29 protein-coding genes and 1 riboswitch are annotated in these 24,705 nt (G+C 44.3%); of the genes, 23 read left to right on the top strand and 6 right to left on the bottom strand.

The window, feature by feature from the left end:
- Positions 1–3: 3 nt before the first annotated feature.
- From ABMY45_RS11775 to ABMY45_RS11765, 3 genes are read right to left on the bottom strand one after another with little or no spacing between them, the layout of a single operon-like run.
- Positions 4–621: a peptidylprolyl isomerase gene (locus ABMY45_RS11775; protein ID WP_010606092.1), complete on the bottom strand. Its 618-nt coding sequence runs from the start codon at positions 619–621 to the stop codon at positions 4–6.
- On the bottom strand, positions 621–1,178 hold the full coding sequence (locus ABMY45_RS11770) for a YajG family lipoprotein (RefSeq protein WP_010606093.1): 558 nt from the start codon (positions 1,176–1,178) through the stop codon (positions 621–623). Before ABMY45_RS11770 ends, ABMY45_RS11775 begins: the two co-directional genes overlap by 1 nt.
- Positions 1,179–1,182: 4 nt before the next feature.
- Positions 1,183–2,313 carry a methyltransferase gene (locus ABMY45_RS11765; protein ID WP_010606094.1) on the bottom strand — a complete coding sequence of 377 codons (1,131 nt, stop codon included), beginning with the start codon at positions 2,311–2,313 and terminating at the stop codon, positions 1,183–1,185.
- A gap of 38 nt (positions 2,314–2,351) precedes the next feature.
- Between ABMY45_RS11765 and ABMY45_RS11760 the strand changes: the two genes are divergently transcribed.
- The 21 genes from ABMY45_RS11760 (at position 2,352) to ung (ending at position 20,949) form a co-directional block, all read left to right on the top strand.
- On the top strand, positions 2,352–2,945 hold the full coding sequence (locus ABMY45_RS11760; RefSeq protein ID WP_010606095.1) for an alpha-ketoglutarate-dependent dioxygenase AlkB: 594 nt from the start codon (positions 2,352–2,354) through the stop codon (positions 2,943–2,945).
- A gap of 45 nt (positions 2,946–2,990) precedes the next feature.
- Positions 2,991–3,305 (top strand): BolA family protein, encoded by a 315-nt coding sequence (locus ABMY45_RS11755; protein WP_010372214.1) that lies wholly within the window; start codon positions 2,991–2,993, stop codon positions 3,303–3,305.
- A gap of 105 nt (positions 3,306–3,410) precedes the next feature.
- Positions 3,411–4,601 (top strand): enoyl-ACP reductase FabV, encoded by a 1,191-nt coding sequence (gene fabV / locus ABMY45_RS11750; RefSeq protein WP_211866815.1) that lies wholly within the window; start codon positions 3,411–3,413, stop codon positions 4,599–4,601.
- Positions 4,602–5,043: 442 nt separating this feature from the next.
- Complete coding sequence (locus ABMY45_RS11745; protein WP_010372207.1) at positions 5,044–6,387, top strand: Na(+)-translocating NADH-quinone reductase subunit A; 1,344 nt, start codon at positions 5,044–5,046, stop codon at positions 6,385–6,387.
- A gap of 2 nt (positions 6,388–6,389) precedes the next feature.
- Positions 6,390–7,592, top strand: a complete 1,203-nt coding sequence (locus ABMY45_RS11740; protein WP_017216396.1) for an NADH:ubiquinone reductase (Na(+)-transporting) subunit B — start codon at positions 6,390–6,392, stop codon at positions 7,590–7,592.
- On the top strand, positions 7,582–8,331 hold the full coding sequence (locus ABMY45_RS11735; RefSeq protein WP_095729564.1) for a Na(+)-translocating NADH-quinone reductase subunit C: 750 nt from the start codon (positions 7,582–7,584) through the stop codon (positions 8,329–8,331). The genes ABMY45_RS11740 and ABMY45_RS11735 overlap by 11 nt, the downstream gene beginning before the upstream one ends.
- Entirely contained in the window at positions 8,331–8,963 is a 633-nt protein-coding gene (locus tag ABMY45_RS11730) for an NADH:ubiquinone reductase (Na(+)-transporting) subunit D (RefSeq protein WP_010372200.1), read from the top strand. Before ABMY45_RS11735 ends, ABMY45_RS11730 begins: the two co-directional genes overlap by 1 nt.
- A 10-nt stretch (positions 8,964–8,973) precedes the next feature.
- On the top strand, positions 8,974–9,582 hold the full coding sequence (nqrE, locus tag ABMY45_RS11725; protein ID WP_010372198.1) for an NADH:ubiquinone reductase (Na(+)-transporting) subunit E: 609 nt from the start codon (positions 8,974–8,976) through the stop codon (positions 9,580–9,582).
- A gap of 20 nt (positions 9,583–9,602) precedes the next feature.
- Positions 9,603–10,829: an NADH:ubiquinone reductase (Na(+)-transporting) subunit F gene (gene nqrF, locus ABMY45_RS11720; RefSeq protein ID WP_174169844.1), complete on the top strand. Its 1,227-nt coding sequence runs from the start codon at positions 9,603–9,605 to the stop codon at positions 10,827–10,829.
- A 108-nt stretch (positions 10,830–10,937) separates the two neighbouring features.
- A complete protein-coding gene (locus ABMY45_RS11715; protein WP_349288913.1) occupies positions 10,938–11,969 on the top strand; it encodes an FAD:protein FMN transferase in 1,032 nt (343 codons plus the stop codon).
- A 100-nt stretch (positions 11,970–12,069) separates the two neighbouring features.
- Positions 12,070–12,282: a (Na+)-NQR maturation NqrM gene (gene nqrM / locus ABMY45_RS11710; protein WP_010372193.1), complete on the top strand. Its 213-nt coding sequence runs from the start codon at positions 12,070–12,072 to the stop codon at positions 12,280–12,282.
- Positions 12,283–12,362: 80 nt separating this feature from the next.
- Positions 12,363–12,962, top strand: a complete 600-nt coding sequence (locus ABMY45_RS11705) for a histidine phosphatase family protein (RefSeq protein ID WP_206472235.1) — start codon at positions 12,363–12,365, stop codon at positions 12,960–12,962.
- Positions 12,953–13,108: riboswitch (cobalamin riboswitch) on the top strand. (Overlaps the previous gene by 10 nt.)
- A 69-nt stretch (positions 13,109–13,177) precedes the next feature.
- Positions 13,178–13,975: an ABC transporter ATP-binding protein gene (locus ABMY45_RS11700; RefSeq protein WP_045987680.1), complete on the top strand. Its 798-nt coding sequence runs from the start codon at positions 13,178–13,180 to the stop codon at positions 13,973–13,975.
- Positions 13,972–14,997: an iron ABC transporter permease gene (locus tag ABMY45_RS11695; protein ID WP_349288912.1), complete on the top strand. Its 1,026-nt coding sequence runs from the start codon at positions 13,972–13,974 to the stop codon at positions 14,995–14,997. The genes ABMY45_RS11700 and ABMY45_RS11695 overlap by 4 nt, the downstream gene beginning before the upstream one ends.
- Positions 14,990–16,045, top strand: a complete 1,056-nt coding sequence (gene cobT / locus ABMY45_RS11690; RefSeq protein ID WP_206472239.1) for a nicotinate-nucleotide--dimethylbenzimidazole phosphoribosyltransferase — start codon at positions 14,990–14,992, stop codon at positions 16,043–16,045. The genes ABMY45_RS11695 and cobT overlap by 8 nt, the downstream gene beginning before the upstream one ends.
- Entirely contained in the window at positions 16,045–16,827 is a 783-nt protein-coding gene (locus ABMY45_RS11685; protein ID WP_174169849.1) for an adenosylcobinamide-GDP ribazoletransferase, read from the top strand. Before cobT ends, ABMY45_RS11685 begins: the two co-directional genes overlap by 1 nt.
- Positions 16,827–17,366: a bifunctional adenosylcobinamide kinase/adenosylcobinamide-phosphate guanylyltransferase gene (cobU, locus tag ABMY45_RS11680; RefSeq protein WP_010606107.1), complete on the top strand. Its 540-nt coding sequence runs from the start codon at positions 16,827–16,829 to the stop codon at positions 17,364–17,366. Before ABMY45_RS11685 ends, cobU begins: the two co-directional genes overlap by 1 nt.
- Entirely contained in the window at positions 17,363–18,835 is a 1,473-nt protein-coding gene (locus ABMY45_RS11675) for a cobyric acid synthase (protein WP_349288911.1), read from the top strand. Before cobU ends, ABMY45_RS11675 begins: the two co-directional genes overlap by 4 nt.
- A 1-nt stretch (position 18,836) precedes the next feature.
- Entirely contained in the window at positions 18,837–19,433 is a 597-nt protein-coding gene (gene cobO / locus ABMY45_RS11670; protein WP_235366543.1) for a cob(I)yrinic acid a,c-diamide adenosyltransferase, read from the top strand.
- Complete coding sequence (locus tag ABMY45_RS11665) at positions 19,433–20,284, top strand: cobalamin-binding protein (protein ID WP_349288910.1); 852 nt, start codon at positions 19,433–19,435, stop codon at positions 20,282–20,284. Before cobO ends, ABMY45_RS11665 begins: the two co-directional genes overlap by 1 nt.
- The gene (gene ung / locus ABMY45_RS11660) at positions 20,281–20,949 is read left to right on the top strand and encodes a uracil-DNA glycosylase (protein WP_211866802.1); all 669 of its coding nucleotides are present in this window, start codon (positions 20,281–20,283) and stop codon (positions 20,947–20,949) included. Before ABMY45_RS11665 ends, ung begins: the two co-directional genes overlap by 4 nt.
- A gap of 40 nt (positions 20,950–20,989) precedes the next feature.
- On the opposite strand, the gene ABMY45_RS11655 is transcribed toward ung, so the two are convergent.
- A complete protein-coding gene (locus ABMY45_RS11655) occupies positions 20,990–21,181 on the bottom strand; it encodes a DUF3545 family protein (RefSeq protein ID WP_010372168.1) in 192 nt (63 codons plus the stop codon).
- Between the two features lie 406 nt (positions 21,182–21,587).
- Entirely contained in the window at positions 21,588–22,538 is a 951-nt protein-coding gene (gene tal / locus ABMY45_RS11650; RefSeq protein WP_211866801.1) for a transaldolase, read from the bottom strand.
- Positions 22,539–22,810: 272 nt separating this feature from the next.
- On the opposite strand from tal, the gene yaaA reads away from it, so the two are divergent.
- Entirely contained in the window at positions 22,811–23,587 is a 777-nt protein-coding gene (gene yaaA, locus ABMY45_RS11645) for a peroxide stress protein YaaA (protein WP_010606114.1), read from the top strand.
- On the top strand, positions 23,584–23,862 hold the full coding sequence (locus tag ABMY45_RS11640; RefSeq protein WP_158299126.1) for a hypothetical protein: 279 nt from the start codon (positions 23,584–23,586) through the stop codon (positions 23,860–23,862). Before yaaA ends, ABMY45_RS11640 begins: the two co-directional genes overlap by 4 nt.
- Positions 23,863–23,871: 9 nt before the next feature.
- Here ABMY45_RS11640 and ABMY45_RS11635 read toward each other — a convergent pair whose 3' ends face one another.
- Positions 23,872–24,657, bottom strand: a complete 786-nt coding sequence (locus tag ABMY45_RS11635; protein ID WP_102057359.1) for a hypothetical protein — start codon at positions 24,655–24,657, stop codon at positions 23,872–23,874.
- Between the last annotated feature and the right edge of the window lie 48 nt (positions 24,658–24,705).

Here is a 24,705-nt window from a genome sequence, read left to right as displayed (position 1 = left end):
TAATTACTCTGGCTGCTTTAATACTTCAACTGAAAGAATAATGACGGGCTCTTTAGGTATAAAGGTATAGCCAAGTTTTTCATTGTAGCCGGTTTCCACCTTCATAATTGCGTCCAGTGTTTCATAACCTTCAGAGACGTTCCCGAATACGGCAAAACCCCAGCCTCTACCCGGGTTCAAGTGATCGTTGTCATCCATATTAAAGAAAAACTGCCTAGTACCTGAGTGTGGTTTGTTGTCTTGGTAGGCCATGGCAATAGTATACATATCATTTTTCAAGCCATTACCGCTTTCATTGAAGATAGCTTCGCGCTCAAACATACCATCGTACTCTTTGTCGTAACCTCCACCTTGGATAACAAAGTCTTTTTCGTTGGCTTCATCACGCTCAACTCGATGAAAGACAGAGCCGTTATAATCTTTGTTAATAACGTAAGTTAAAAAGTTATTTACTGTTATAGGCGCTCTCGATCTGTCTAGTTCGACAATAATAGGCCCTTTACTAGTATTGATTTGAACTCGAGGGAATAGGTTATTCTTTTGTACAAATTTACCGTTCATTTCGGCAAATACATTCATACTTAATAATAGGATGGTTAAGCTTAGAATTATTTTTTTCATTAACTTCCTCTCACAAATTGAATAAATTCAGGATCTTGAATGATTCGAGTAACAACCTGTTGAGCTAGATTGTTGAGCTGTTCTTCGATTTTAGCTTGGTCGTGTTTTAGTGGACCATTTAAATTAGCGCTACCTTTATATTGCTTTTTGAAACTGCGAGTGCCTTGCTTTATAAGTACGGTGACGTCAGCTTCAGCATCACTTTGGTGAGTCGAGAAAGACTCCTCAATAATGGCTTTAAAGCGATTGATATCCACAGTGACTTGCGTTGCTGCAACCGGTGTTATTTGCGCGCCATGTGCAGTGAGTGCTTGCGTTAATACCTGATTGAAGTTAACCGGTAAATTAGCATCAGGTACGTAAAGTGCGGGTTCTTGGTTCTTCACGCGAATGGTGTATTTTGTAGTCCGTAGGTCGTTTACTTGTACCGCCACGTTGGCGGCAAGCGCGTTTGACGAAGGACCTTGATATTCCGGATGAAGAATGACACTGCGTGGTGAGCTTTCACAGCCCACGAGTATCAAGGTTAGCAGAATAATCAGCAATGAAAAACGCATGAAGTTAGCTCCTTTTTATTGCACTTAAAACAGTGAATTTTTTGTTGTTGCCTAGTGTCTTGCTGTTACCGAATAAGCGCTTGAGTTTGTCGTCATATTCCAAGTGGCGGTTACCGATAATTCTTAACTCTCCCCCATGGCGAAGCGCTGCCTTAGCTTGTAAAAACATCTGCCAAGCGATGTGATCGGTGATTGCATTGGCCTGATGGAATGGCGGGTTACACAGTATCAGATCCGCACCGTAATTTTCAAAACCCGTAAGGCAGTCGTTTTGTACGAACTGACAATCAGCAACACGCTCGGGTAGGTTATTGACGATATTTTGCTCCGCGCTATGCACTGCCATCGCGGACTCGTCGATAAAGGTGACGGTGGCATTTGGCATTTTTGCGAGCGTCATCAATCCAATAACACCGTTACCACAGCCGAGATCAATGACCTTCAATGGTTTTTTCCCCATAGGAAGGTAATTGATAAAAAAACGTGCGCCAATATCAAGAGAATCTCGTGAGAAGACATTTGCTTCATTCGACAAGGCAAAATCGGTTTTTTCCAGCGGCCAAGACACAGGGAATTTACTATCAATGGCTTTGGCTGACGTCTTGCTGAACACTAAACGCGATTTTTTTACCGCTAAGCTAGTCGTTGGCTCCGTCAAAAAGTGGCTAAAGCTTTTTAATGTTGAGGTGTGAATTTCTTTTGCTTTGCCAGCCGCAATTACGGGAATGTCTGTAGTCAGTTTACTTAATTGTGCAAGTTGCGATTGCAATAGCCCTGAATTTTTGGGAATTTTTATTAATATCAGATCGATATCTTTTGGCAGCTCATCCATGCTAGTGAGTACATCAACCTTAGCGTCCGCAAGTTCGTTGGCCTCTAAATTATACTCATAGGCGAGGGTACTTACATAAGAGTCGGTCACTACCGTACAGTGCTTGTCAGCAAGTGCACAGCATAATGCGCCAAAACTATCGTTGAGAATGAGAATACGATTTGCATCGCGGTGATGTTCAAAGACATAATCTAACAGGTATTCGTCGGCTGAATCCCAAGCTTGTAAGCTACGATTTTTTTGATCGAGTGGAAACCTATGTAGCGTAAAAGGGTTTCCGGCTAGAATTGCATCAGTCGTCATGTGAATGTTCTATAAATAAAAGCAGCGGGTAGTTTAACATGAGAGCAGTAGACAAAGCACGGAACTTGCCGTGCGGTTTTAGCTATCAAGCACAGGCTATTAGCTTCGATAAAAGTCTAGCGCTATATAATGTACTACTGAATAGCCTTGCGTGGCAGCAAAATACCATCACCTTATTTGGTAAGACCCATCAAACGCCTCGACTTGAACGATTTATTGCCGACCCTGACGTGCATTACAGTTATTCTGGAAAGCGACTTGAAAATGCTCCTTGGCCTTCGGTATTGCTTGGGATGAGACAAACGCTAGAACGCAGATTTAATATTCCTTTTAATGCGGTATTGGCTAATTTTTATCGTGATGGTCAAGACAGTATGGGCTGGCACAGTGATGATGAACCCGAACTTGGTTTGACGCCCACAATCGCTTCACTGTCGCTTGGCGCGACCCGCAAATTTAAAATACGCCACAAAGTAAGCCACTCTGTAACCGACATTTTATTGGAAACTGGCAGCCTATTGGTAATGCAAGGTGATAGTCAGCGCGACTATCAACATGCTTTGCCAAAGCAGGCCAAGGTGACTCAGGGGCGTATTAATCTTACTTTTCGAAGTGTTGGAAATACGCGCTGAACGGCGTATAGTAGCGTCACGAATTGCTCAAGGAGACAAAGTATAATGTCAATGCAATCACAGATTTATGACAAAATAGCTGAAGCCGTTGCGTGCAAGCATCTGAACGTTATCAATGAAAGCCATATGCACAGCCGTGGCGAAGAGTCTCATTTTAAAGTCATTGTTGTAAGCGAACAATTTATCGGCCAGAGGTTGCTGCAACGTCACCGAAAGATCAATGAAGTGCTAAAAGATGAATTACAAAACCATATTCACGCTTTGGCCATTCATGCCTATACACCAGAAGAGTTTTCGGACAAAGAAGGTCAGACGCCAGAGTCACCAAAATGCTTGGGTGGCTCTAAGTTCGATAGCTGATCAGATGTGTGTTTTACATATCTGCCAGTACACTACGCAGTAATTTTAATAAAGTGAGACCAATCTCACTTTTATTTTGTATCAAATCAATGGATAGGATCTCTTATGGTCATCAAACCAAAAATTCGTGGATTTATTTGTACTAATGCGCATCCAGTAGGCTGTGCTGCACACGTTCAAGAACAGATTGAATACGTAAAACAACAAGGCCAAATCGAAAATGGTCCTAAGAATGTATTAGTAATTGGTGCATCGACAGGCTATGGCTTGGCGTCGCGTATCACCGCTGCATTTGGTGCCGGTGCGAAAACGCTAGGTATCTTCTTTGAAAAAGAAGGCTCAGAGAAGAAAACCGCGTCAGCGGGTTGGTATAATACGGCTGCATTCCAGCAAGCTGCAGAAGAAGCGGGTTTATGGTCTAAAAATATCAATGGTGATGCGTTTTCTGATGAGTTGAAGCAAAAAACTATCGACATAATCAAAGCTGAATTGGGTAAAGTAGATTTAGTGGTATATAGCCTTGCGTCTCCTCGTCGTAAAGACCCTAAATCTGATGAAGTTTACTCTTCAACACTTAAGCCAATTGGCTCAGCTATCACAACTAAAAACCTAAATACTTCAAAGCGCGTCATTGATGAAATGACAGTTGAAGCTGCTAACGAAGACGAAATTGCTAATACGGTTAAAGTGATGGGTGGTGAAGACTGGGAACTTTGGATTGATGCGCTTAAGCAAGCTGATGTACTGGCTGATGGTTTCAAGACAACGGCATATACTTATATTGGTAAAGAGCTGACTTGGCCGATATACGGTCACGCGACTATTGGTAAAGCAAAAGAAGACTTGGACCGTGCGACGCAGGCAATTCGTGAAACCACAGCGGATATTAAAGGCGAAGCGTATGTGTCTTCACTGAATGCAGTAGTGACGCAGGCAAGCTCTGCTATTCCAATTATGCCTCTTTATATCTCTGCGCTATTCAAAGTGATGAAAGGTGATGGAACTTATGAGGGCACAATTGAGCAAATCCATGGGTTGTTTACTGAAAATCTATATAGTCAATCACCACGCTTTGATGATGGCGGTCACTTGTTCCAAAACTATAAAGAACTAGAAGACGGCGTTCAAGCTCGTGTGCAAACTATTTGGGATACTGTTGACACAGATACAATTGATGAATTGACGGATTATGTTGGTTATCACAACGAATTCTTGAAGCTATTCGGCTTCGGGGTTGATGGCGTAGATTACGAAGCTGATGTGGATGCAACGGTAGAAATTAATCACCTCGTTTAATTTCACGGTTTTTGATCTCACTGTTTTTGATTTTGCGGGCAAAGTGCTAATTGGTACTTTGCCCGTTTTTGTTTGACCGTGAATTTTTACTTATTTTGCAGATTAGGGTAAGAAAAATTTTATCTATGCAACTTTGGTCTATACTCCTTCCAGTGATGGATTTTTCAACTAATCTAAATCCACGTTAAAGTCGTATTAATTTCATAATTCCACTCGCATACTCAGTACGATTAATGTTAAAATCAGAGAAATATGTGAGGACTTTTATCACGACGCTGCTTTTTTGTGCGCGTTGAGAGGTATTTTAAAGGGGCTTGTTTGGGAACCCTATCCGGACTCATAACTTTCTGCTCTTTATACCTAATACTTAGTACAAACGAGGTGGCGCTGTGGTGACTAAAGATATTTTCAGTTTCTTTCCGTTAATGTAATGCAAGTGCGTATGATCAACATAAAAAAAGGTCTGGACTTACCAATAGAGGGCGCACCTCAGCAAGTTATTCATGATGGTTCTGCTGTCAAACGAGTAGCTGTGCTAGGTGAAGAATTCATCGGTATGCGTCCTACCATGCATATTCGTGTGGATGACCAAGTCAAAAAAGGCCAAGTTCTTTTTGAAGATAAAAAGAACCCAGGCGTCAAGTTTACTGCGCCAGCTTCTGGTGTAGTTAAAGAAATTAACCGTGGTGCTAAGCGTGTACTTCAATCCGTTGTGATCGAAGTTCAAGGCGACGAGCAAATCACTTTCGAGAAGTTTTCAGCTGCTGATTTAAGCAACTTAGACTCTGAAAAAGTGAAGGAAGTGCTAATCGAGTCTGGTCAATGGCCAGCGCTTCGTGCACGTCCATTCAGCCGTGTCGCTGTGCCGAGTGCAACACCTAGCTCAATCTTTGTGACAGCAACAGATACTAATCCGTTAGCAGCAGATCCTGCTGTTATCATCGCAGAAAACGTGGAAGCGTTTGAAGCGGGTCTAGCGGTTGTATCTCGTTTGACTGAAGGCAAAGTATTTGTGTGTAAGAAAGCGGGTGCTAACGTACCTAGTTCTTCTATCTCACAAGTAGAAGTTCATGAGTTTGCAGGTGTGCATCCAGCAGGTAACGTGGGTACTCACATTCACTTCCTAGATTCTGTAGGTACAAACAAGCAAGTTTGGCACATTGGTTACCAAGATGTCATCGCGTTTGGTAAGTTGTTCCTGACAGGTGAAATCTACTCAGACAGAGTTATTGCTCTAGCAGGTCCTCGAGTTAAGAACCCTCGCTTAGTAAAAACTCATGTCGGTGCGTCGCTAACAGATTTAGTTGCAGGCGAGCTTGAAGACGGTGATAACCGAGTCATTTCTGGCTCTGTGTTAGCTGGTAAAACAGCAACTGGCCCTCACGCTTACCTTGGTCGTTACCATACTCAAGTATCAGTTTTACTTGAAGGTCGCGAGAAAGAGCTATTTGGCTGGATCGCTCCGGGTAGTGACAAATTCTCAGTAACACGTACATTCATTTCACACTTAACACCTAGCCGTTTGTTCAAGATGACAACGTCTACTGGTGGTTCTAAGCGTGCGATGGTACCAATCGGTAACTATGAGCGTGTTATGCCACTCGATATTTTGCCAACGCTATTATTACGTGATCTTATTTCACGTGATCTAGATTCTGCGATTTCGTTGGGTGCACTAGAGCTAGATGAAGAAGATTTAGCACTATGTACTTACGTATGTCCGGGCAAATATGAGTACGGTTCAATCCTGCGCGATTGCCTGACTACTATCGAGAAGGAAGGTTAAAAATGGCCTTAAAGAAATTTTTAGAAGACATTGAACCTCACTTTGAACCTGGTGGTAAACACGAGAAGTGGTACGCGCTTTACGAAGCCGTAGCAACTATCTTCTATACTCCTGGTTATGTAAACAAAGGTGCAACGCACGTTCGTGATAACATCGACCTAAAACGTATTATGATTTTAGTGTGGATGGCGACGTTCCCTGCAATGTTCTTTGGTATGTTCAACATCGGTCACCAAGCTGCACTTGCACTAGGTAACGGTTTTGAGCTTGCTAATACTTGGCAGGTAGCTATTTTCCAAGCGCTTGGTGGTGAATTAACTGCTGATGCAGGTTGGGGCGCCAAGATGTTCTATGGTGCGTGTTTCTTCTTGCCTATTTACGCAACCGTGTTTGCGGTTGGTGGCTTCTGGGAAGTGTTATTCGCGTCAGTTCGCAAGCACGAAGTAAACGAAGGCTTCTTCGTAACCTCAGTGTTATTCGCGCTTATCCTGCCTGCAACAATTCCGCTATGGCAAGCTGCTTTAGGTATTACGTTCGGTGTTGTAATCGCGAAGGAAATCTTCGGTGGTACAGGTCGTAACTTCCTAAACCCAGCACTTGCAGGCCGTGCGTTCTTATTCTTCGCATACCCTGCTGACATTTCTGGTGACACAGTGTGGACAGCTGTTGATTCGTTCTCTGGTGCAACTTACTTAGGTCAAGCGACTGCAGGTTCACTAGACTACAGCAATATGGACCTTTGGTTTAACGCGTTTTACGGCTTTATCCAAGGCTCTGTAGGTGAAACATCAACACTGGCAATCTTACTTGGTGGTTTGTTCCTAGTTTATGTTCGTATCGCTTCATGGCGCATCGTGCTAGGTACATTCATTGGTATGGTTGTAATGTCATTCGTTCTAAATGCAATTGGCTCTGAAACAAATGCTGCGTTTGCTATGCCTTGGCACTGGCACTTAGTACTTGGTGGTTTTGCATTTGGTATGTTCTTTATGGCAACAGACCCAGTATCTGCGTCTTTCACAGACAAAGGTAAGTGGTTATACGGTGCGCTAATCGGTGTAATGGTTGTGCTTATCCGTGTTGTTAACCCGGCATACCCAGAGGGCATGATGTTAGCAATCTTATTCGCTAACCTTTTTGCTCCACTATTCGACCACTTCGTAGTGCAGTCAAATGTGAAGAGGAGATTGGCACGTGTCAACTAATAATGAATCAATGGGCAAAACGCTCGGCGTAGTTGTTGGCTTATGTTTAGTGTGTGCAATCGTAGTATCTTTTGCTTCGGTTCAGCTTCGTCCTATGCAGCAAGCAAACAAAAACGAAGATATTCAACGTAACATTTTAGCCGTTGCTGGCTACGATAAAGTTAAAAACGTATCTGAAGTTTTTAACCAAAATATCGAATCACGTGTTGTTAGTCTTAAAACGGGTGAGTTTGTTGAAGACGTTAAAGCGGAAACTTTTGATTTTGAAGCGACTAAGTTTGATGCCAAACGTAGTTACAAGCTTTCAAAAGAAGAAGACAAAGCGGGTATTCAACGTATCACAAATAACTCTCCAGTTTATTTTGCAAAAGATGACCAAGGTAAAGTGTCTACTATCATTCTACCAATCCAAGGTTATGGCCTTTGGGGTGTGATGTATGGCTTCCTTGCGCTAGAAGCTGATGGTGAGACGATTAAGTCAATCAACTTTTATAAGCACAGTGAAACTCCTGGTCTTGGTGGCGAAATCCAAAACCCTAAGTGGACTGCACTTTGGGAAGGTAAAGAGCTTCCTATCGACGTTGTTAAAGGTAGTGCTGGCGGTAACGAACACAAGGTAGATGGTCTATCTGGTGCGACACTTACTTCTAATGGTGTTGATCATACAGTAGATTTCTGGACAAGCGACAAAGCGTTTGGTCCATTCCTTGCGAAAGTACGTAAAGGAGCATTGAACTAATGGCTAATGCAAAAGAAATGAAGGAAGTCTTGTTTGGTCCTGTTTTTGCGAACAACCCGATTGCACTGCAAGTGTTGGGTATCTGTTCTGCACTAGCGGTAACTTCAAGCCTTAAAAATGCACTTATCATGTCAATTGCGTTGACATTGGTTACTGCGTTTTCAAGTTTATTTATCTCAATGATCCGTAATCACATTCCTTCAAGTGTGCGTATCATTGTCCAAATGACGATTATTGCATCTTTAGTAATCGTTGTAGACCAAGTGCTTCAAGCCGTTGTTTATTCAACAGCAAAAGAACTATCAACGTTCATCGGCCTTATCATTACTAACTGTATCGTAATGGGCCGTGCAGAAGCATACGCAATGAAGTCACCACCAACAATGTCGTTCCTTGACGGTATTGGTAACGGTTTAGGCTATTCTGTTGTGCTTTTAACAGTTGGCTTTATTCGTGAGCTATTCGGTGCGGGAACATTGTTTGGCGTTGAAATCTTACCACTTATCTCTGAAGGTGGTTGGTATCAGCCTATGGGTCTACTAGTTATGCCATTCAGTTCGTTCTTCATCGTAGGTGCATTTATTTGGGCACTACGTACTTGGAAGAAAGAGCAAGTAGAAGCGAAGGCATAAGGGGAGAGAGATGGAACAATATATCAATTTATTTATAAAAGCAGTTTTCATTGAAAACTTAGCTTTGTCTTTCTTCTTAGGTATGTGTACTTTCTTGGCGGTATCTAAGAAAGTAACAACGTCGCTAGGTCTAGGTATTGCGGTAGTTGTAGTTCTTGGTATCTCTGTACCAGTAAACAACTTGGTTTATCACGCAGTGCTAGCGCCGGGCGCATTGGAATGGTTAGGCTTCCCTGAAGTGGATCTTAGCTTCCTACGCTTCTTGACGTTTATCGGTGTAATCGCAGCGCTTGTTCAAATTCTAGAAATGACATTGGATAAGTTCTTCCCTGCGCTATATAACGCACTAGGTATCTTCCTACCGCTAATCACAGTTAACTGTGCGATTTTCGGTGCGGTATCATTCATGGTTGAGCGTAACTTAAACTTCGGTGAATCTGTAGTTTATGGTCTAGGTTCAGGTGTGGGCTGGGCACTTGCTATCGTATTGTTAGCAGGTATTCGTGAGAAGATGAAGTATGCAGACGTTCCTGATGGATTACGTGGCTTAGGTATTACCTTTGTTACTGTAGGTCTAATGGGCTTTGGCTTCATGTCATTCTCTGGTATTTCACTGTAAGGTAGCGAGGAAACTATACGATGGAAACTATTGTATTAGGCGTAAGCATGTTCATCGCTATCGTTGTGATGCTAGTGCTTATCATCATTGCAGCGAAATCGAAGCTTGTAGCAAGCGGTGACGTTACAATTGATATTAACGGCGATCCTGAAAAAGCGATCAAGACTCCTGCTGGCGGTAAGCTACTAGGTGCACTTGCAAACGCGGGTATTTTCGTATCGTCTGCATGTGGTGGCGGTGGCTCATGTGGTCAGTGTCGCGTACATATTAAAGAGGGTGGTGGTGATATTCTACCAACCGAACTTGACCACATCTCTAAAGGTGAAGCACGTGAAGGCTGTCGTCTAGCGTGTCAGGTTAACGTTAAAAACGACATGGAAATCGAAGTTGAAGAATCAATCTTCGGTGTTAAAAAGTGGGAATGTACTGTTATCTCTAACGATAACAAAGCAACTTTCATCAAGGAGCTAAAACTAGGCATCCCTGAAGGTGAAGTTGTACCTTTCCGTGCCGGTGGTTACATTCAGATTGAAGCACCAGCTCACCATGTTAAATATGCAGACTATGATATTCCTGAAGAATATCGTGCTGACTGGGAACGTTTTGGTTTCTTTAAGCTAGAGTCTAAAGTTGACGAAGAAACGATCCGTGCATACTCAATGGCTAACTACCCAGAAGAGTTTGGCATCATCATGCTAAACGTACGTATCGCAACTCCGCCGCCAAATAACCTAACATTACCTTGTGGTAAGATGTCATCATTCATCTGGTCACTTAAAGAAGGTGATAAGGTTACTATTTCTGGTCCATTCGGTGAATTCTTCGCGAAAGACACAGATGCAGAAATGGTATTTGTTGGTGGTGGTGCTGGTATGGCGCCAATGCGTTCACACATCTTCGATCAGCTTAAGCGTCTTAACTCTAAGCGTAAGATGTCTTTCTGGTACGGTGCACGTTCTAAGCGTGAAATGTTCTACGTGGAAGACTTTGACGGTCTAGCTGAAGAAAATGATAACTTCCAATGGCATGTTGCCCTTTCAGATCCTCAACCAGAGGATAACTGGGAAGGTTACACAGGCTTCATTCATAACGTACTTTATGAAAACTACTTGAAAGATCATGAAGCACCGGAAGATTGTGAGTTCTACATGTGTGGTCCTCCAATGATGAACGCGGCAGTTATTAACATGCTTAAAGACTTAGGTGTTGAAGACGAAAACATCCTACTTGATGACTTCGGTGGTTAATTAGGTTTCGGTCTAACAATGAACTTAAGTTAGAATATCAGCCCTCCAGCAAAATGCTTTGCTCGAGGGCTTTTTTATACCCGTTGGTACTAAACTCAGGAAGTTCTGATGCAAGCAAGTTACGCTTTTTTATCTCGATTTTTTATTATTTCGTTTTTATTCGTTTTTTTAACAGGGTGCCAAGACGCCAAACCTGAAGCCAAGGAGATCGTGCTGTCTGGTAAAACCATGGGCACGACTTACAACATCAAGGTATTCCCCGGTGAAAAGCCGCTCGAACAAGCGCAGTTGCACGAGGAGGTTGAGCAAGCATTAAAGGCTGTTAATCAATCTATGTCCACCTATATCCCAAATTCTGAGATTAACCAGTTTAACCGTTTAGCCGCAAATACCGTTATGCCTATCAGTGAAGACTTTCGCTTGGTAGTTGCTGAATCTATCCGCCTTGGAAAGTCGACCAAAACGCTTGATGTTACGATGGGACCGCTTATCGATTTGTGGGGATTTGGTCCTGACAAAAGACCAACAATGCGTCCGTCACAGGTCGAGTTAGACGATATGCGCACTCGTATCGGTGTTGATAAGCTTATTTTAAATGACCGTGGTCTTGCGAAAACAGTTACGGGGCTGGAATTATCATTTTCTGCAACCGCTAAAGGCTATGGCATAGATAAGGTGGCTGAGGTGATTGAGAGTCATGATATTCATGACTATATGGTAGAAATCGGTGGCGAGCTTCGCGTTTCTGGCAAGAAGCCGGATGGAGAGTGGCGTATTGCTATCGAGAAACCCGATGCGCCTGTTGGTCAACGCCAAATTCATCGCGTGATAGAGCCTGGCAAAAATGGCATTGCAACTTCAGGTGACTACCGTATTTTTTATGAAATGGATGGTGAAACCTTTACACACCTTATTGACCCTACAACGGGTCGCCCAGTTAAACATGAGCTGGTGTCTGTAACGGTACTACATCCATCTGCGATGACGGCTGATGGCCTAGCGACAGCATTGACTGTGATGGGCACTGAGCGTGCAAAGACGTATGCCACTGAGCATCAACTCCCCGTGTATTTGATGTATAAAAGTCCTGAAGGGATCAAGAGTTACGCGAGTGAAGCATTTCAGCCGTACTTGAATTAAGCTGTACAACACCCCATAATTTAATTGTGAGTGACGCCATGAAAGCGTATAATTTGCGCGTCGTCACTCAATTCAATGTAGCAATAAAAGGGGCTAGATAATGTCTTTATTCCTCCTTACTTTCGGTTTACTTATGCTTATCGCTGTTGCGATGGCAGTAGGCGTTATCGTACAAAAGAAATCCATGGCCAGTAGTTGTGGTGGTTTGGGCTCAATGGGCATTGACAAAATTTGTGATTGCGACGATCCATGCGACAAACGCAAAAAGCGGTTAGCAAAAGAAGAGATGTGGAAAGAAAACCAGATCCTATAACCGTAGAATGATATTAATTGAAAACGCAAGCTTAGCTTGCGTTTTTGCTTTTTGGGTAACAAACCTTAGGTTAAGTAAAAATGCAGCGGCAGCTATATTTTGTTCGTCATGGTGAAACGACCCTATCAGGCCATTTACTTGGAGTGACAGATCCCGAACTCAGTAGTACTGGTGCTCAGCAATTGCTGCAATCGTTAACGAGCCTAAGTGGCCTGCAGGGTATTATTAGCTCTCCAAGGAAGCGCTGCCTGAATACAGCCACAGCCTTTGCAAAGCAGTATCAACTCCCCGTTGAGGTGGAGCCAAATCTCGCCGAATTTGATTTTGGATTATGGGATGGACAACCTTATGATACGCTTTGGCGAGAAACCCAATTTCCAAGTATTGGCGATTTTTGGCAAAACCCTTGGCTGCACACGCCTCCTGAGGGCGAGTCTATGTATGATTTTCATCATCGGGTCGCCACGTGGTGGCACAGTATTTTGGCGTCGCCAAGTGAAGAGTGTACCGCCGTCGTAGCGCATGCCGGAGTAATAAAAGCGCTTGTAGCACTTATTCTTGACCTATCGCCTGAGCTTACTGCATACCAATCGAAGATAGATATTCCTTATGCGGGTATAGTAAAAGTTGAGGTGTTTTACGACAGCAGCCAAACTGCTTGGCCAAAAGTTGTATTTTAGACGTCTAGACTTCATAATATTGCAAATTTCGTGATAGGCAGATATTGGGAATGAGGTGTGAGTCCTCAACTGTCCCCGCAACTGTAAGTGCTTGAGCCTTGTCTCTTGTATAAGTCAGATACCAAGGCCTAACCATATACTTAAGCGGGCAGACTTAAGTCAAAGTTGTCGCTTCTCTATGAGCTACTACTTTGCCGTGCCCAATCAGAGGTGCTATGGCAGTTACTCCACAGTTTCAAGTCGATAAACTTAGCGTGCAGCTTGGTGGTAAAGCCATCTTAAAGGCACTCAGCTTTGCTATTAATTCGGGTGAATTTATTGGTTTGCTCGGACCGAATGGTGCTGGAAAGTCGACTTTGCTGCGCACTTTATATCAATACACAGCGCCAAGTTCTGGGTCGCTACTTTTCAATGGTAAGCCGCTAGCTAGTTATGGACGTAAAGCCTACGCGAGACATGTTGCTGTGGTGCTACAAGAGATCCCCGCTGAGTTTACTCTGCCATTATTTGATATGGTATTGATGGGGCTAACACCGAACAAATCACTGCTCGCGACAACGACGGCTGCTGAAAAACAGGCAATCTTACATGCCATTGAGCAGGTTGGGTTGAGCCATAAATTAGAGCAATGTTTTAGCTCCTTGTCTGGTGGGGAGAAGCAAAGGGCAATGATCGCACGTGCCATGGTGCAAGCGCCTCAAGTATTGATAATGGATGAGCCCACCAGCCATTTGGACATTAAATATCAAATCCAAATTATGGAGCTGGCCAAACAGCTTGGTGTTACTATCATTGCGTCTTTTCACGACTTAAATTTGGCTAGCGCCTTGTGCGATCGCTTATTAGTATTAAATAACGGTGAGCTTGTTGCAGATGGGTCGCCACTTGAAGTCATTAACGAAACCCTATTAAGCCAAGTTTTTGGGGTATGCGCAGAGGTTTCTACTGTCCGTCATCCGCCAAATAACAGTGAGATCCCACATATACGCTTTCATTACGGGTATCAATTATGATTGCCGCAAAGCGGATCGCGTTGATATCGATACTGCTATTGGCCTTGTGCTGTTTTAGCATGCTGATGGCACTTAAGATCGGTGCGATTGATTTATCTTGGCATACGGTTATACAAGCGATTATTAATTTCGATCCCAGCGTACTTCAACAACGGGTGGTAGTTGAGCTTCGTCTGCCACGGACGTTACTGGCGATGAGTGCGGGAGCAGGACTGGCGATAGCGGGTCTTATTTTACAAACCGTGACGCGTAACCCGCTAGCTGATCCTTATTTATTTGGAATTTCTTCAGGTGCTTCATTCGGTGTGGTGGTGCTTATCGCGCTATTTGGTGCACAGTCTAGCCTAATGATGTCTGGGGCTGCATTTGTCGGAAGTTTGCTGTCTATCTTACTACTTTTATTTGTGGCAAATCGCAATGCGCTACAGCAGGTAGAAACTATGCTCTTGGCGGGCGTCGCACTTTCTTTTCTGTTCAGTGCCTTTACTAGCTTATTGCTTTATTGGAGTGATCCTCAAGCCATCAGTGCAATCTTGTTTTGGAATCTAGGCTCGTTTGCAAGGGCGAGCTGGCAATGGCTATGGCTTCCTTGTTTGGCCGTGTTGCTGAGTTTTATCACGCTTTTAGTGATGCGTCGGCCACTCAACGCCTTGTTGCTTGGAGATGAGAGTGCTACCACGCTTGGCGTGAATGTAGGACGAGTGCGAATAGGCATGTTGTTATTGAGCTCCTTACTCACCGCTGTACTTGTGGCTGCGTGCGGCGGAGTCGGATTTGTAGGCTTGATGATCCCGCATATCGTGCGCTTTTTTATCTCGCAAGCAAAGGTCATTGGGCTTGTGGCCACCGCGCTTTGCGGTTCGCTTTTGATGCTATGGGTGGATGTATTGTCGCGCACGCTTATCGATAATCAGGAACTTCCTGTGGGGGTGATCACCGCCGCCATTGGCAGCGTGTTCTTCTTAGCATTGCTTATTTTCAAAAATCGCCGCTCTGGAGGCGTCGGAGTTACCCATGGTTAAACCGTTAGATACTCGCTTAGACACGCTTATTCAACAGCGCATCGACTTAAAAACCAAACCGCTAGGTGCGCTAGGTAAGCTTGAAGCTTTAGCTGTGCAGCTAGTACAGATCTTCTCACAAGGGCAGACGCAATTAGACATAGAGCAGTTAGCAATAACACGCCCTGCAATGTTTGTTTTTGCGGGCGACCATGGTATTGCAAGCCAAGGGGTTTCTATTGCGCCAAGCGAAGTGACTGGGCAAATGGTTGCAAACTTTGTGCAGGGCGGTGCTGCGATCAACGTCTTTTGTCGACAACTTGGTTGGCAGTTAACCGTAGTAGACTGTGGCACGTTAGTGCCATGCGAGCCTGCGCCGAATTTGCGCTCACAGCGACTTGGCGATATTACTCATGCTTTCCATAAACAGTCCGCGATGAGCGAAATGCAGCTCAAGCAAGGACTTGAATATGGAGAGCAAGTGGTGATGCCCGCTATTGAAGCGGGTAGCAACGTGATTGCTTTTGGTGAAATGGGGATTGGCAATACCAGTTCCGCAGCTGCAATTTTAGCGGCGCTTAGCGGGGCGAGTGTGGAATTATGTGTGGGGCGTGGTACAGGCATTGACGATGAAACGCTTTGCAAAAAACGGGCACTTATCAAACAGGCTCTAGAATATCATCAAGATAAGCTTGCGACGCCAGAACAAATTTTGCAGCGCTTGGGTGGCTTTGAAATTGTGCAAATGGTTGGTGCTATGCTGGCGGTTGCTCGTGCACAAAAAGTGATTATAGTGGATGGCTTCATCTCCACCGCAGCGGCTATGTTGGCAAGTAGAATAGCACCGCATAGTAAGCAATATATGGTGTTTGCTCACGGCTCTATGGAGCAAGGTCATAAGTTAATGTTAGAGCAGTTAAACGCTGAGCCATTACTACATTTAAATATGCGCTTGGGTGAGGGAACGGGCGCCGCTCTAGCGCTTCCATTATTACAAGCTGCGCTAGGCTTTTTTTGCGAAATGGCAAGCTTTGCCGATGCCTATGTTACGCAAGTGGTAGACGCATAATGCAGTGGCAACAAGAGTGGCGACTGTTTAAGCTTGCCGTGGTGTTTTTAACGCGGGTGCCAATTCGTTTGGATCCTGCCCCTTCATCTGATGAACTTAACGAAGTGAGTGGTTACTTTGCTTTAGTTGGTTTATTTGTTGGTAGCTTCTCGGCCATACTTGGCTATGTTGCCAGTAGTGGTGTATCGCCAATGTTTGGTGCCGTTGTCGTACTGGCTGCGAGTATTTTACTTACCGGGGCTTTTCACGAAGATGGTCTTGCCGATGTTTTTGACGGTTTTGGCGGTGGCTGGAGCCGTGAACAAAAGCTTGAGATCATGAAAGATAGCCGTCTTGGTACATACGGTAGTTGTGCGCTGATATTGCTGTTATTGGCCAAATTTTCGCTTTTGACCATGCTCTTTAATGACTTTGCTGTGACACTCGCTGCACTTATTTTAGCCCATAGCCTAAGTCGTGCCTTTGCGGTGTCTTTAATCGGTGCGCTTAACTATGTACAGGCTGATGAGCTGAGCAAAGTTAAGCCGGTAGCGAAACATATATCGAGTGCTGCGGCGACCCGCCTTACGCTCACTACCATTGCGATTTTAATTTTCTGTTGGCCATGGCTTGCGCTTTCACTGTTCGACTTGTTGATGCTGTGTACTTGCTTGTTTGTGCTAAGACTTGTGTGCATTAAATGGTTTAACGCTCAGCTTGGTGGTTACACCGGAGATTGTTTAGGGGCTGCGCAACAGCTTGCTGAGCTTGTTATTTTGCTTTTTATTGTGGGTCATCTCTAATGGCACAAATACAGTTAATACTGGGCGGTGCTCGCTCAGGCAAAAGTCGCTTGGCAGAGCAGCGCGCTATTCTATTGTTAGAGCAAGGTGCGGTGAACGAACTTTACTATGTTGCAACTGCAAAAGCCCAAGATGAAGAAATGAAAAGCCGAGTGTTTGCTCACCAGATGCAGCGTGATAGCCGCTGGCAGCTAGTGGAAGAGCCGTGGCATATTGATAAGCTTATTGCTACTGCACGCGAAGATGCGCTGTTACTTATCGATTGTTTGACCTTATGGCTGAGTTTTGGCTTATGCGAAATGGGTAAGGCCGCGACCATAGACAAAAAAGAACATGTGCTGGCGGCACTAGAAAGCTGTGCTGCCACTGTTATTTTGGTGAGTAACGAAGTGGGGCATGGGATAATTCCGCTTGGCGAGCTAAGCCGTGAGTTTGTTGATGAATCTGGTTGGCTCCATCAAGACATTGCTAAAGTGGCCGACAGAGTCGATTTTGTTATTGCAGGCTTGCCACAATGTTTAAAAGGTCAAGACGTATGAAAACCTTAATGGTACAGGGCACCACGTCTGATGCCGGTAAAAGTACACTGGTTGCGGGACTTTGCCGGGTGCTGCAACGAAGAGGCTTATCTGTTGCGCCTTTTAAGCCGCAAAATATGGCACTAAATAGTGCCGTCACACCTTGTGGCGGTGAAATTGGTCGGGCACAAGCACTCCAAGCCGAAGCCGCAAAAGTCCCGCTATCCACAGACTTTAATCCTATTTTGCTTAAGCCAAACTCTGACACTGGCGCACAAGTGATCATTCACGGCAAAGCCATTAGCAATATGGAAGCAGCCGCTTATCATGATTACAAAAAGGTAGCGATGGAGGCCGTACTTTCCTCACATCAACGCCTCAGCGAACAATTTGAGCTGTGCATAGTGGAAGGGGCGGGGAGCCCTGCTGAGATCAATCTGCGTGAAAATGACATTGCCAATATGGGGTTTGCCTGTGAAGTTGCATGCCCCGTGATCATTATCGCTGATATCGACAAAGGCGGGGTGTTCGCACACTTGGTTGGCACACTTGCGCTATTAAGTGACTATGAACAAAGCTTGGTTAAAGGGTTTGTGATCAATCGCTTTCGTGGTGATATTGCGTTATTGCAATCTGGACTTGACTGGCTCGAGCAAAAAACGGGTAAGCCTGTACTTGGGGTATTGCCCTATTTGCATGGCTTAGCGCTCGATGCAGAAGATGCGGTGACGGTGGACAATATCTGTGAACGGGGATCGTTAAGCGTTAGGGTTTTACTATTTCCTCATATTAGCAATCACACCGACTTTGACACCTTGCGCTTAAACCCTGAAGTGGATTTGCGTTATGTACGCTATCAAGAATCTATCGGTCATTGTGACTTAATCATTCTGCCTGGCAGCAAAAATGTGTTGAGCGATTTAACCTTCTTACGCAAACAGGGTTGGGCAGAAGAAATCAAACGGCACCTAAGGTACGGTGGTAAGGTACTAGGTGTGTGTGGCGGTTTGCAAATGTTAGGTAAGTTCATCAGAGATCCAAATGCGGTGGAATCAACACTCGGTGAAGTCGCAGGACTTGGTCTGGCTGACTTTGAGACCACACTCTCAGAGCAAAAAGTACTGACGCAAGTGTCTGGCATTTGCCAATTGGATGAGCAAAGTGCTGAAATTTGTGGTTACGAGATCCATGCCGGGATCTCTTCTGGAGCGGCACTAGAGGTGCCATTCTTGCGATTTAACACACATCCAAATAACAGTGTGCAGGACGGTTTTATCTCCCGAGATAATCAAATTGCAGCCACCTATTTACATGGTTTATTTGATACGGTCGCCGCCACACAGGCTATCTTGTCTTGGGCCGGTAGTAAGCAAGCGGGAACAGCCGCGATTGATTTAGCGAAGCACAGAGAGCTGCAAATTACGCGTCTTGCCGACAGCTGTGAAGCACATTTAGATTGGCAAAAATTGATGAAAATAATTGAGGAATAACATGAGCGAACAACAAGATAAGCATCAGCAACGACAGCAAAAAGTAAAACAACAAGTCGATGAAAAAATTGCCGCAGCGCAGCAAGAGCAGGGCATTTTACAAGTGATCACAGGTAACGGTAAAGGTAAGTCAACATCTGGTTTTGGCACCGTTGCGCGTTGTGTCGGTCATGGTATGAACGCAGCGGTTGTACAGTTTATTAAAGGAACCTGGGATTGCGGTGAACGCAATTTGCTCGAAAAAGTCGGCGTGCCATTTGCGGTAATGAAAACAGGCTTTACGTGGGAAACGCAAAACCGTGAAACCGATACTGCCGCTGCCCAGGCGACGTGGCAGCAAGCGAAAGTATGGCTACAAGATGAACGCATCGATTTGGTATTGCTTGACGAAATTACGTATATGTTGAGCTATGACTATCTAGATTTGGACGAAGTCATAACGGCGCTAGAAAACCGTCCTACCATGCAATCAGTGATTGTAACTGGGCGCGGTGCACATCGACGCCTGACCGAGCTTGCAGATACCGTGAGTGAAGTGCGTAATGTGAAGCATGCGTTTGAGGCCGGCATTAAGGCGCAAAAAGGGTTTGACTACTGATGCTAAAATTCGCCTTATTTATTGTACTAGGCTTTGCCTTTAGCGTTAGTGCTAAGCCCGCAGAGCGGATCATCGCGCTTGCGCCTCATATTGTCGAAAATCTTTATGCAATAGGAGCTGGGGAGCGGATTGTAGGCACGGTCGCCTATGCTGATTATCCAGAATCAGCCAAGCAACTGCCTCAAGTTGGCGACTATCAAGGCATTTCGGTTGAGAAAATTTTGGCACTTAAGCCTGATCTTATCATTGCGTGGAAAAATGCAAGTCACGCTCCTATGCTTGAAAAGCTCGAAAGCTTTGGTGTTGACGTGATTTATAGTGAAGCGAAATATCTAGATAAACTGCCCAATGAGTTGCTACGCCTAGGTAAAATTACCGGCTTTGGATCTCAAGCACAGCAACAGGCAGATTTGTTTACTAAACGTTTAAATGAGCTAAAAGCCCAGTATAAACAAAGCGCTAGCTTAGCTGTATTTTATCAATTGTGGCCATCACCGCTGATGACCGTAGGAGGCGAAAGTTGGTTACAGCAAGTCTTTACTGTGTGTAATGTGAAAAATGTTTTTGCCGACGCCACCACGGACTATCCACAAATTAGCATTGAAAATGTTCTGTTGAAATCACCACAAGTGATTGTGATCCCAGAAGAAAAGACCAAACAAGAGGTCAAAGCAATTGCATGGCAGCAATGGCCTTCGATCCCTGCAGTAAAGTACCAACAAACTATTTCGGTAGATGCCGATCTGCTTCATCGTTATAGCTATCGTATGCTCGAGGGAATATCGGATTTATGTGGTAAACTCGACGTTTCTCGAAGCCATTATAATATGATGAAAAAAGGTGAAGCATGACAACGTGGAGTGACGTGTTAGGTCAGGAAAAACAACAAGATTACTTTAAACAAACCATGGATTACGTGGCAGAGCGTCGCGCTCAAGGTATAAATGTGTTTCCGCCCCATGAACAAGTATTTGACGCGTTCAAAGTCACGCCTTTTGATCAGGTTAAAGTGGTGATTTTAGGGCAAGATCCCTATCACGGCCCCAATCAAGCTCATGGTCTATGTTTCTCTGTGTTACCAGGGATTAAGCCGCCGCCGTCGTTAAATAATATGTATAAAGAATTAGTGCAGGATATTAACGGCTTTCGCATACCTAATCACGGCTACCTAATTGACTGGGCTAAACAGGGCGTACTGCTGTTAAATACAGTGTTGACGGTAGAACAAGGCCAAGCCCATTCTCATAAGCATTTGGGCTGGGAGCGCTTTACTGATGTAGTGATTGAAAAGCTGAATGCCCACAGCGAAGGTGTGATTTTCTTACTTTGGGGCTCACACGCTCAGAAAAAGGGTAAAAGCATAGACACAAATCGTCACCATGTTTTACACGCGCCACATCCTTCGCCGCTCTCAGCACATCGCGGCTTTTTTGGTAGTGGCCATTTCAGCAAAACTAATCAGCTGCTCACCCAAATGGGTAAGCTGCCAATCGACTGGCGATTGGCCGAGCTATAGCAGATAACAACAAAAAAGAGCGCCGTGAAGGGCGCTCTTTTTAGTTAAAATCAAATTCGTCTAAATCAACACTGTCTGCGAAAATATCCAATTCCTGTAATTCTTTGCGTAGTCGCTGTTTATCTTTTAGCGCTTCAATTTCACGCCATTTTCTTTTTTTGCCCTTAGATGAAGTTTTTTTCCTAGTATCCGGACTTTCTAATAATTCTAATAACTCGTCTAGGGTATCCATGAAAATCTCCTATTGATAAAAACAACCTAAAGTGGCATTTGCTTTGGCTGTTGTTAGCACTACAACTGCAATGACACCGTTGATTTCTTCATACTATTTGGCAAACCTCAATATGAGGAACCGATAAAAGTCTGATAGCTAAAGTACGCTACAAACAACCCCGCGTTGCTTGCTTTTTGTACCAAAACCAGAAAGTAGCGGCATCAATTTTCACTTCAAGTGATATTGATATACCACAGACGGGATAAAAATAAAACACAATTGTGTCTTTTGGGTTAAAACCAAGTGACAGTTTGATGAAGGTCAATTCGGGTGATATCTAGGAGGTGTTCAGAAGGGTTTGTATTGAGAGCGATAACAAAAACGCCGCAATATGCGGCGTTTCGAAATCGAATGTTTAAGGCACTTACAGTGCTTTAAAGCGTGCGACTAATGTTTCTTGTGCATCGGCAAATGAGCGAATACCTTCAGCAAGCTTTTCTGTGGCCATTGCGTCTTGGTTATGTAACCAACGGAACTCACTTTCGCTAAGCGCAGCTGGTTTTGCTTTAGGCGCAAAGTCAGCCTCAAGTAAGTAATTTTCGTTTGCAGGCATTGCGGCAAGCTCTTCTAATAGAGAAGGGCTAATCGTGAGCTTATCACAACCCGTTAGGGCTAGAATTTCACCTGTATTTCTGAAGCTGGCGCCCATTACAACGGTTTTATAACCGTGCTGCTTATAGAATTCAAAAATACTACGAACAGATTGCACACCCGGATCTTGTAGTGGGTCAGTTGGTTTTTCTAGGCCGTTGGCAACGTGCCAATCTAGAATACGCCCAACAAATGGTGAGATTAAAAATACGTTTGCATCGGCACATGCACGTGCTTGCGCTTCGCTAAATAGCAGCGTTAGGTTACACTTAACACCTTCTTTTTCCAGTGCTTCAGCGGCTTTAATACCTTCCCAAGTCGATGCAATCTTAATCAAGATTTTGTCTTTGCTTACGCCCTGCGCTTGATATAAATTTAATAGCGTTTTTGCTTTTGCGATAGTCGCTTCGGTATCAAAAGATAAACGTGCGTCTACTTCGGTTGAGATATATCCCGGCACAGAGTTCGCGATTTCTTTGCCAATCACAACGGCAAAATAGTCACAAGCAAGCGCTAACTGCTTGTCGGCGTCACTTTCATTGGCTTTGGCATAATCCCAAGCTTCTGTTAGATAAGGCTGATAAGCAGGTGTCTCCGCCGCTTTAAGTAAAAGAGAAGGGTTAGTTGTTGCATCCTCAGGCTGTAGCTTGCGGATGGCTTCAATGTCACCGGTGTCAGCGACGATTGATGAGTGTTGTTTTAGCCTATCTAATGCTGAAGTCATGTGTTCCTCATTCCAATATTGATAACAGCGAAGTGATATTAGACGCCTTATGTTGCAACACCATTAAATAGCTGAATAGGTCATATGTCCGTATCGGGCGACATATCACACTCGTTATTTAGGGTTATTGTTATATAAGGTCGAGTTGTAAAGCGAAGCTGTATTTTAACAGCGAATTGCTTAAGCCCAAGTGAAAGCGGACAAACACTTGAAGTTACTTGGGGATAGTGTTGAAATTGACATTAATTACTAGCTAAGTCAATAGGCAAACCATGATCACAGTTATCTCTCCAGCGAAAAACCTAGACTATGAAACACCTGCGCCAACCAAGATGCACACACAGCCAGAGCTGCTGGAGCATAGCGAGTCACTTATTCAAGTTTGTCGCGATTTATCACCACAGCAGATCGGTAGCTTAATGAAGATAAGCGACAAGCTCGCGGGCTTAAATGCGGCAAGGTTTGCCGAGTGGTCAGAGCCTTTTACACAAGACAATGCTAAACAAGCTATTTTTGCTTTTAATGGCGATGTGTATGTCGGTTTAGAAGCGCAAAGCCTAACTGAGGCTAATTTAAATTATGCGCAAAATCATTTACGTATCTTATCTGGGCTGTATGGCATCCTAAAACCACTTGACTTAATGCAGGCCTATCGTTTAGAAATGGGTACAAAGTTAAGTAACCCGCGTGGCAAAAACCTGTATGAGTTTTGGGGCACGATTATCGCTGAAAAACTGAATAAGGTCATGGAAGGGGCACAAACACAATACTTGGTGAACTTAGCTTCAAATGAGTACTTTAAAGCGGTAGATAAGAAGGCGCTGAAAGGTGACATTATCACTCCTATCTTTAAAGATTGTAAAAATGGTCAATACAAAGTCATCAGTTTTTACGCGAAGAAAGCGCGCGGTATGATGGCAAGGTATATCATTGAGAACCAAGTATCGGATTTGGAAAGCCTGAAAGCGTTTGATATTGCAGGATACCGCTTTAGTGAAGAAGCAACGCAAAAGGCTCAAGAACCGGTGTTTTTGAGAGCAGAACAATGACAACAAAATTATGTGTAGCAGCAGTGTTCGCCGCTGCGTTTGTGAGTGGCTGTAGTGGACATTTTACAACTAGAGTCAGCAATGTGCCGGTCGATTGCGAAGGTGATTCACGTTCGTGTTCTATGAGCTGTCGCAAAGATTACTCGGATCCGATGCAAGTACAAAATTGTGAGGACAGGTGTTTCCAACAGCAAAATCAATGTCGAGTGGATAGACCAACAGAAGACAAATGGGAAATTACAGACGAAAAACCGACTTATCCCACTTCCTTTTAATATGCCGCGCTACGCGCCTTTGGGTAAGCTCATATAGGCGCGTACGACCCTATCCCTAAATGCTAAATCCGTTGCCTTTTCGGCAGCTCTGTATAGTTGGCAAAACCCCTCGGGCTTTCCTGTTTGCAATAAGATGTCATCTAAAGCATCGATGCCAGTTAGGGTCTGTTGCCAGCGAGATACGATAACAGAGTCAGGCTCTGGCAGCTGACAGAGGATTTGCTCAGATAGCCTAAACTCACTGTTGGTAGCGACCTTGATCATATCGTCATTGGCCGCAGCTAACCAAGTAGCGCCTTTTGCGTTGACACAAATTAACGGTAAATAAGGCGCGATGGCTGGAAAGGCGGTGTTTTTAAACACCTCCACTTGCCAGTAAGCGCGAGCAATCTTAACAAACTGCTCGAAATTAGTGATGGCTGAAAAGCCTGATTGTGCGATGGGTTTGATTTCAACTCTGGGTTTGTTTGCATTCACGGTATCGTTTGCGGTATCTATATACCAATCTCCCACCAACATCGCATTTTGAAAGTACTCATCGCGTAGCGAACCCCATACTTTTTTCAGCTCGGCATTCTCTTTAAGCATGTAATTTCTGAGCACAGATAAACGTTCTGAATTTTGCTTGAGCTCCGTGGTGACGAGTTTAAACATTTCATCGCGAATTTCTAGGCAGCGACCAAGCGGGTAGGGTTTATCTGAAAAATAACTGTACTTTGGTGCGAGCGTGAGATCGGCATTGAGACGAAGGTTTGCCAGCTCAAAAGCGAGTAAATCTATTTCCTGTTGTGTCAAAACAAAGCCACTGGGTAGATACTAGATGGCACTAGTATAACCACAGTG

It is taken from the genome of Pseudoalteromonas sp. XMcav11-Q (genome assembly GCF_040104525.1).
Classification (GTDB): Bacteria; Pseudomonadota; Gammaproteobacteria; order Enterobacterales; family Alteromonadaceae; genus Pseudoalteromonas.
This window is presented reverse-complemented; position numbering and strand designations above follow the sequence as displayed.

Bases quoted from the DNA above. Each gene is read 5' to 3' on its own strand.
- ABMY45_RS11775 (WP_010606092.1), bottom strand. From the start codon at position 621: ATGAAAAAAATAATTCTAAGCTTAACCATCCTATTATTAAGTATGAAT.
- ABMY45_RS11770 (WP_010606093.1), bottom strand. From the start codon at position 1,178: ATGCGTTTTTCATTGCTGATTATTCTGCTAACCTTGATACTCGTGGGC.
- ABMY45_RS11765 (WP_010606094.1), bottom strand. From the start codon at position 2,313: ATGACGACTGATGCAATTCTAGCCGGAAACCCTTTTACGCTACATAGG.
- ABMY45_RS11760 (WP_010606095.1), top strand. From the start codon at position 2,352: ATGAGAGCAGTAGACAAAGCACGGAACTTGCCGTGCGGTTTTAGCTAT.
- ABMY45_RS11755 (WP_010372214.1), top strand. From the start codon at position 2,991: ATGTCAATGCAATCACAGATTTATGACAAAATAGCTGAAGCCGTTGCG.
- fabV (WP_211866815.1), top strand. From the start codon at position 3,411: ATGGTCATCAAACCAAAAATTCGTGGATTTATTTGTACTAATGCGCAT.
- ABMY45_RS11745 (WP_010372207.1), top strand. From the start codon at position 5,044: ATGATCAACATAAAAAAAGGTCTGGACTTACCAATAGAGGGCGCACCT.
- ABMY45_RS11740 (WP_017216396.1), top strand. From the start codon at position 6,390: ATGGCCTTAAAGAAATTTTTAGAAGACATTGAACCTCACTTTGAACCT.
- ABMY45_RS11730 (WP_010372200.1), top strand. From the start codon at position 8,331: ATGGCTAATGCAAAAGAAATGAAGGAAGTCTTGTTTGGTCCTGTTTTT.
- nqrE (WP_010372198.1), top strand. From the start codon at position 8,974: ATGGAACAATATATCAATTTATTTATAAAAGCAGTTTTCATTGAAAAC.
- nqrF (WP_174169844.1), top strand. From the start codon at position 9,603: ATGGAAACTATTGTATTAGGCGTAAGCATGTTCATCGCTATCGTTGTG.
- ABMY45_RS11715 (WP_349288913.1), top strand. From the start codon at position 10,938: ATGCAAGCAAGTTACGCTTTTTTATCTCGATTTTTTATTATTTCGTTT.
- nqrM (WP_010372193.1), top strand. From the start codon at position 12,070: ATGTCTTTATTCCTCCTTACTTTCGGTTTACTTATGCTTATCGCTGTT.
- ABMY45_RS11705 (WP_206472235.1), top strand. From the start codon at position 12,363: ATGCAGCGGCAGCTATATTTTGTTCGTCATGGTGAAACGACCCTATCA.
- ABMY45_RS11700 (WP_045987680.1), top strand. From the start codon at position 13,178: ATGGCAGTTACTCCACAGTTTCAAGTCGATAAACTTAGCGTGCAGCTT.
- ABMY45_RS11695 (WP_349288912.1), top strand. From the start codon at position 13,972: ATGATTGCCGCAAAGCGGATCGCGTTGATATCGATACTGCTATTGGCC.
- cobT (WP_206472239.1), top strand. From the start codon at position 14,990: ATGGTTAAACCGTTAGATACTCGCTTAGACACGCTTATTCAACAGCGC.
- ABMY45_RS11685 (WP_174169849.1), top strand. From the start codon at position 16,045: ATGCAGTGGCAACAAGAGTGGCGACTGTTTAAGCTTGCCGTGGTGTTT.
- cobU (WP_010606107.1), top strand. From the start codon at position 16,827: ATGGCACAAATACAGTTAATACTGGGCGGTGCTCGCTCAGGCAAAAGT.
- ABMY45_RS11675 (WP_349288911.1), top strand. From the start codon at position 17,363: ATGAAAACCTTAATGGTACAGGGCACCACGTCTGATGCCGGTAAAAGT.
- cobO (WP_235366543.1), top strand. From the start codon at position 18,837: ATGAGCGAACAACAAGATAAGCATCAGCAACGACAGCAAAAAGTAAAA.
- ABMY45_RS11665 (WP_349288910.1), top strand. From the start codon at position 19,433: ATGCTAAAATTCGCCTTATTTATTGTACTAGGCTTTGCCTTTAGCGTT.
- ung (WP_211866802.1), top strand. From the start codon at position 20,281: ATGACAACGTGGAGTGACGTGTTAGGTCAGGAAAAACAACAAGATTAC.
- ABMY45_RS11655 (WP_010372168.1), bottom strand. From the start codon at position 21,181: ATGGATACCCTAGACGAGTTATTAGAATTATTAGAAAGTCCGGATACT.
- tal (WP_211866801.1), bottom strand. From the start codon at position 22,538: ATGACTTCAGCATTAGATAGGCTAAAACAACACTCATCAATCGTCGCT.
- yaaA (WP_010606114.1), top strand. From the start codon at position 22,811: ATGATCACAGTTATCTCTCCAGCGAAAAACCTAGACTATGAAACACCT.
- ABMY45_RS11640 (WP_158299126.1), top strand. From the start codon at position 23,584: ATGACAACAAAATTATGTGTAGCAGCAGTGTTCGCCGCTGCGTTTGTG.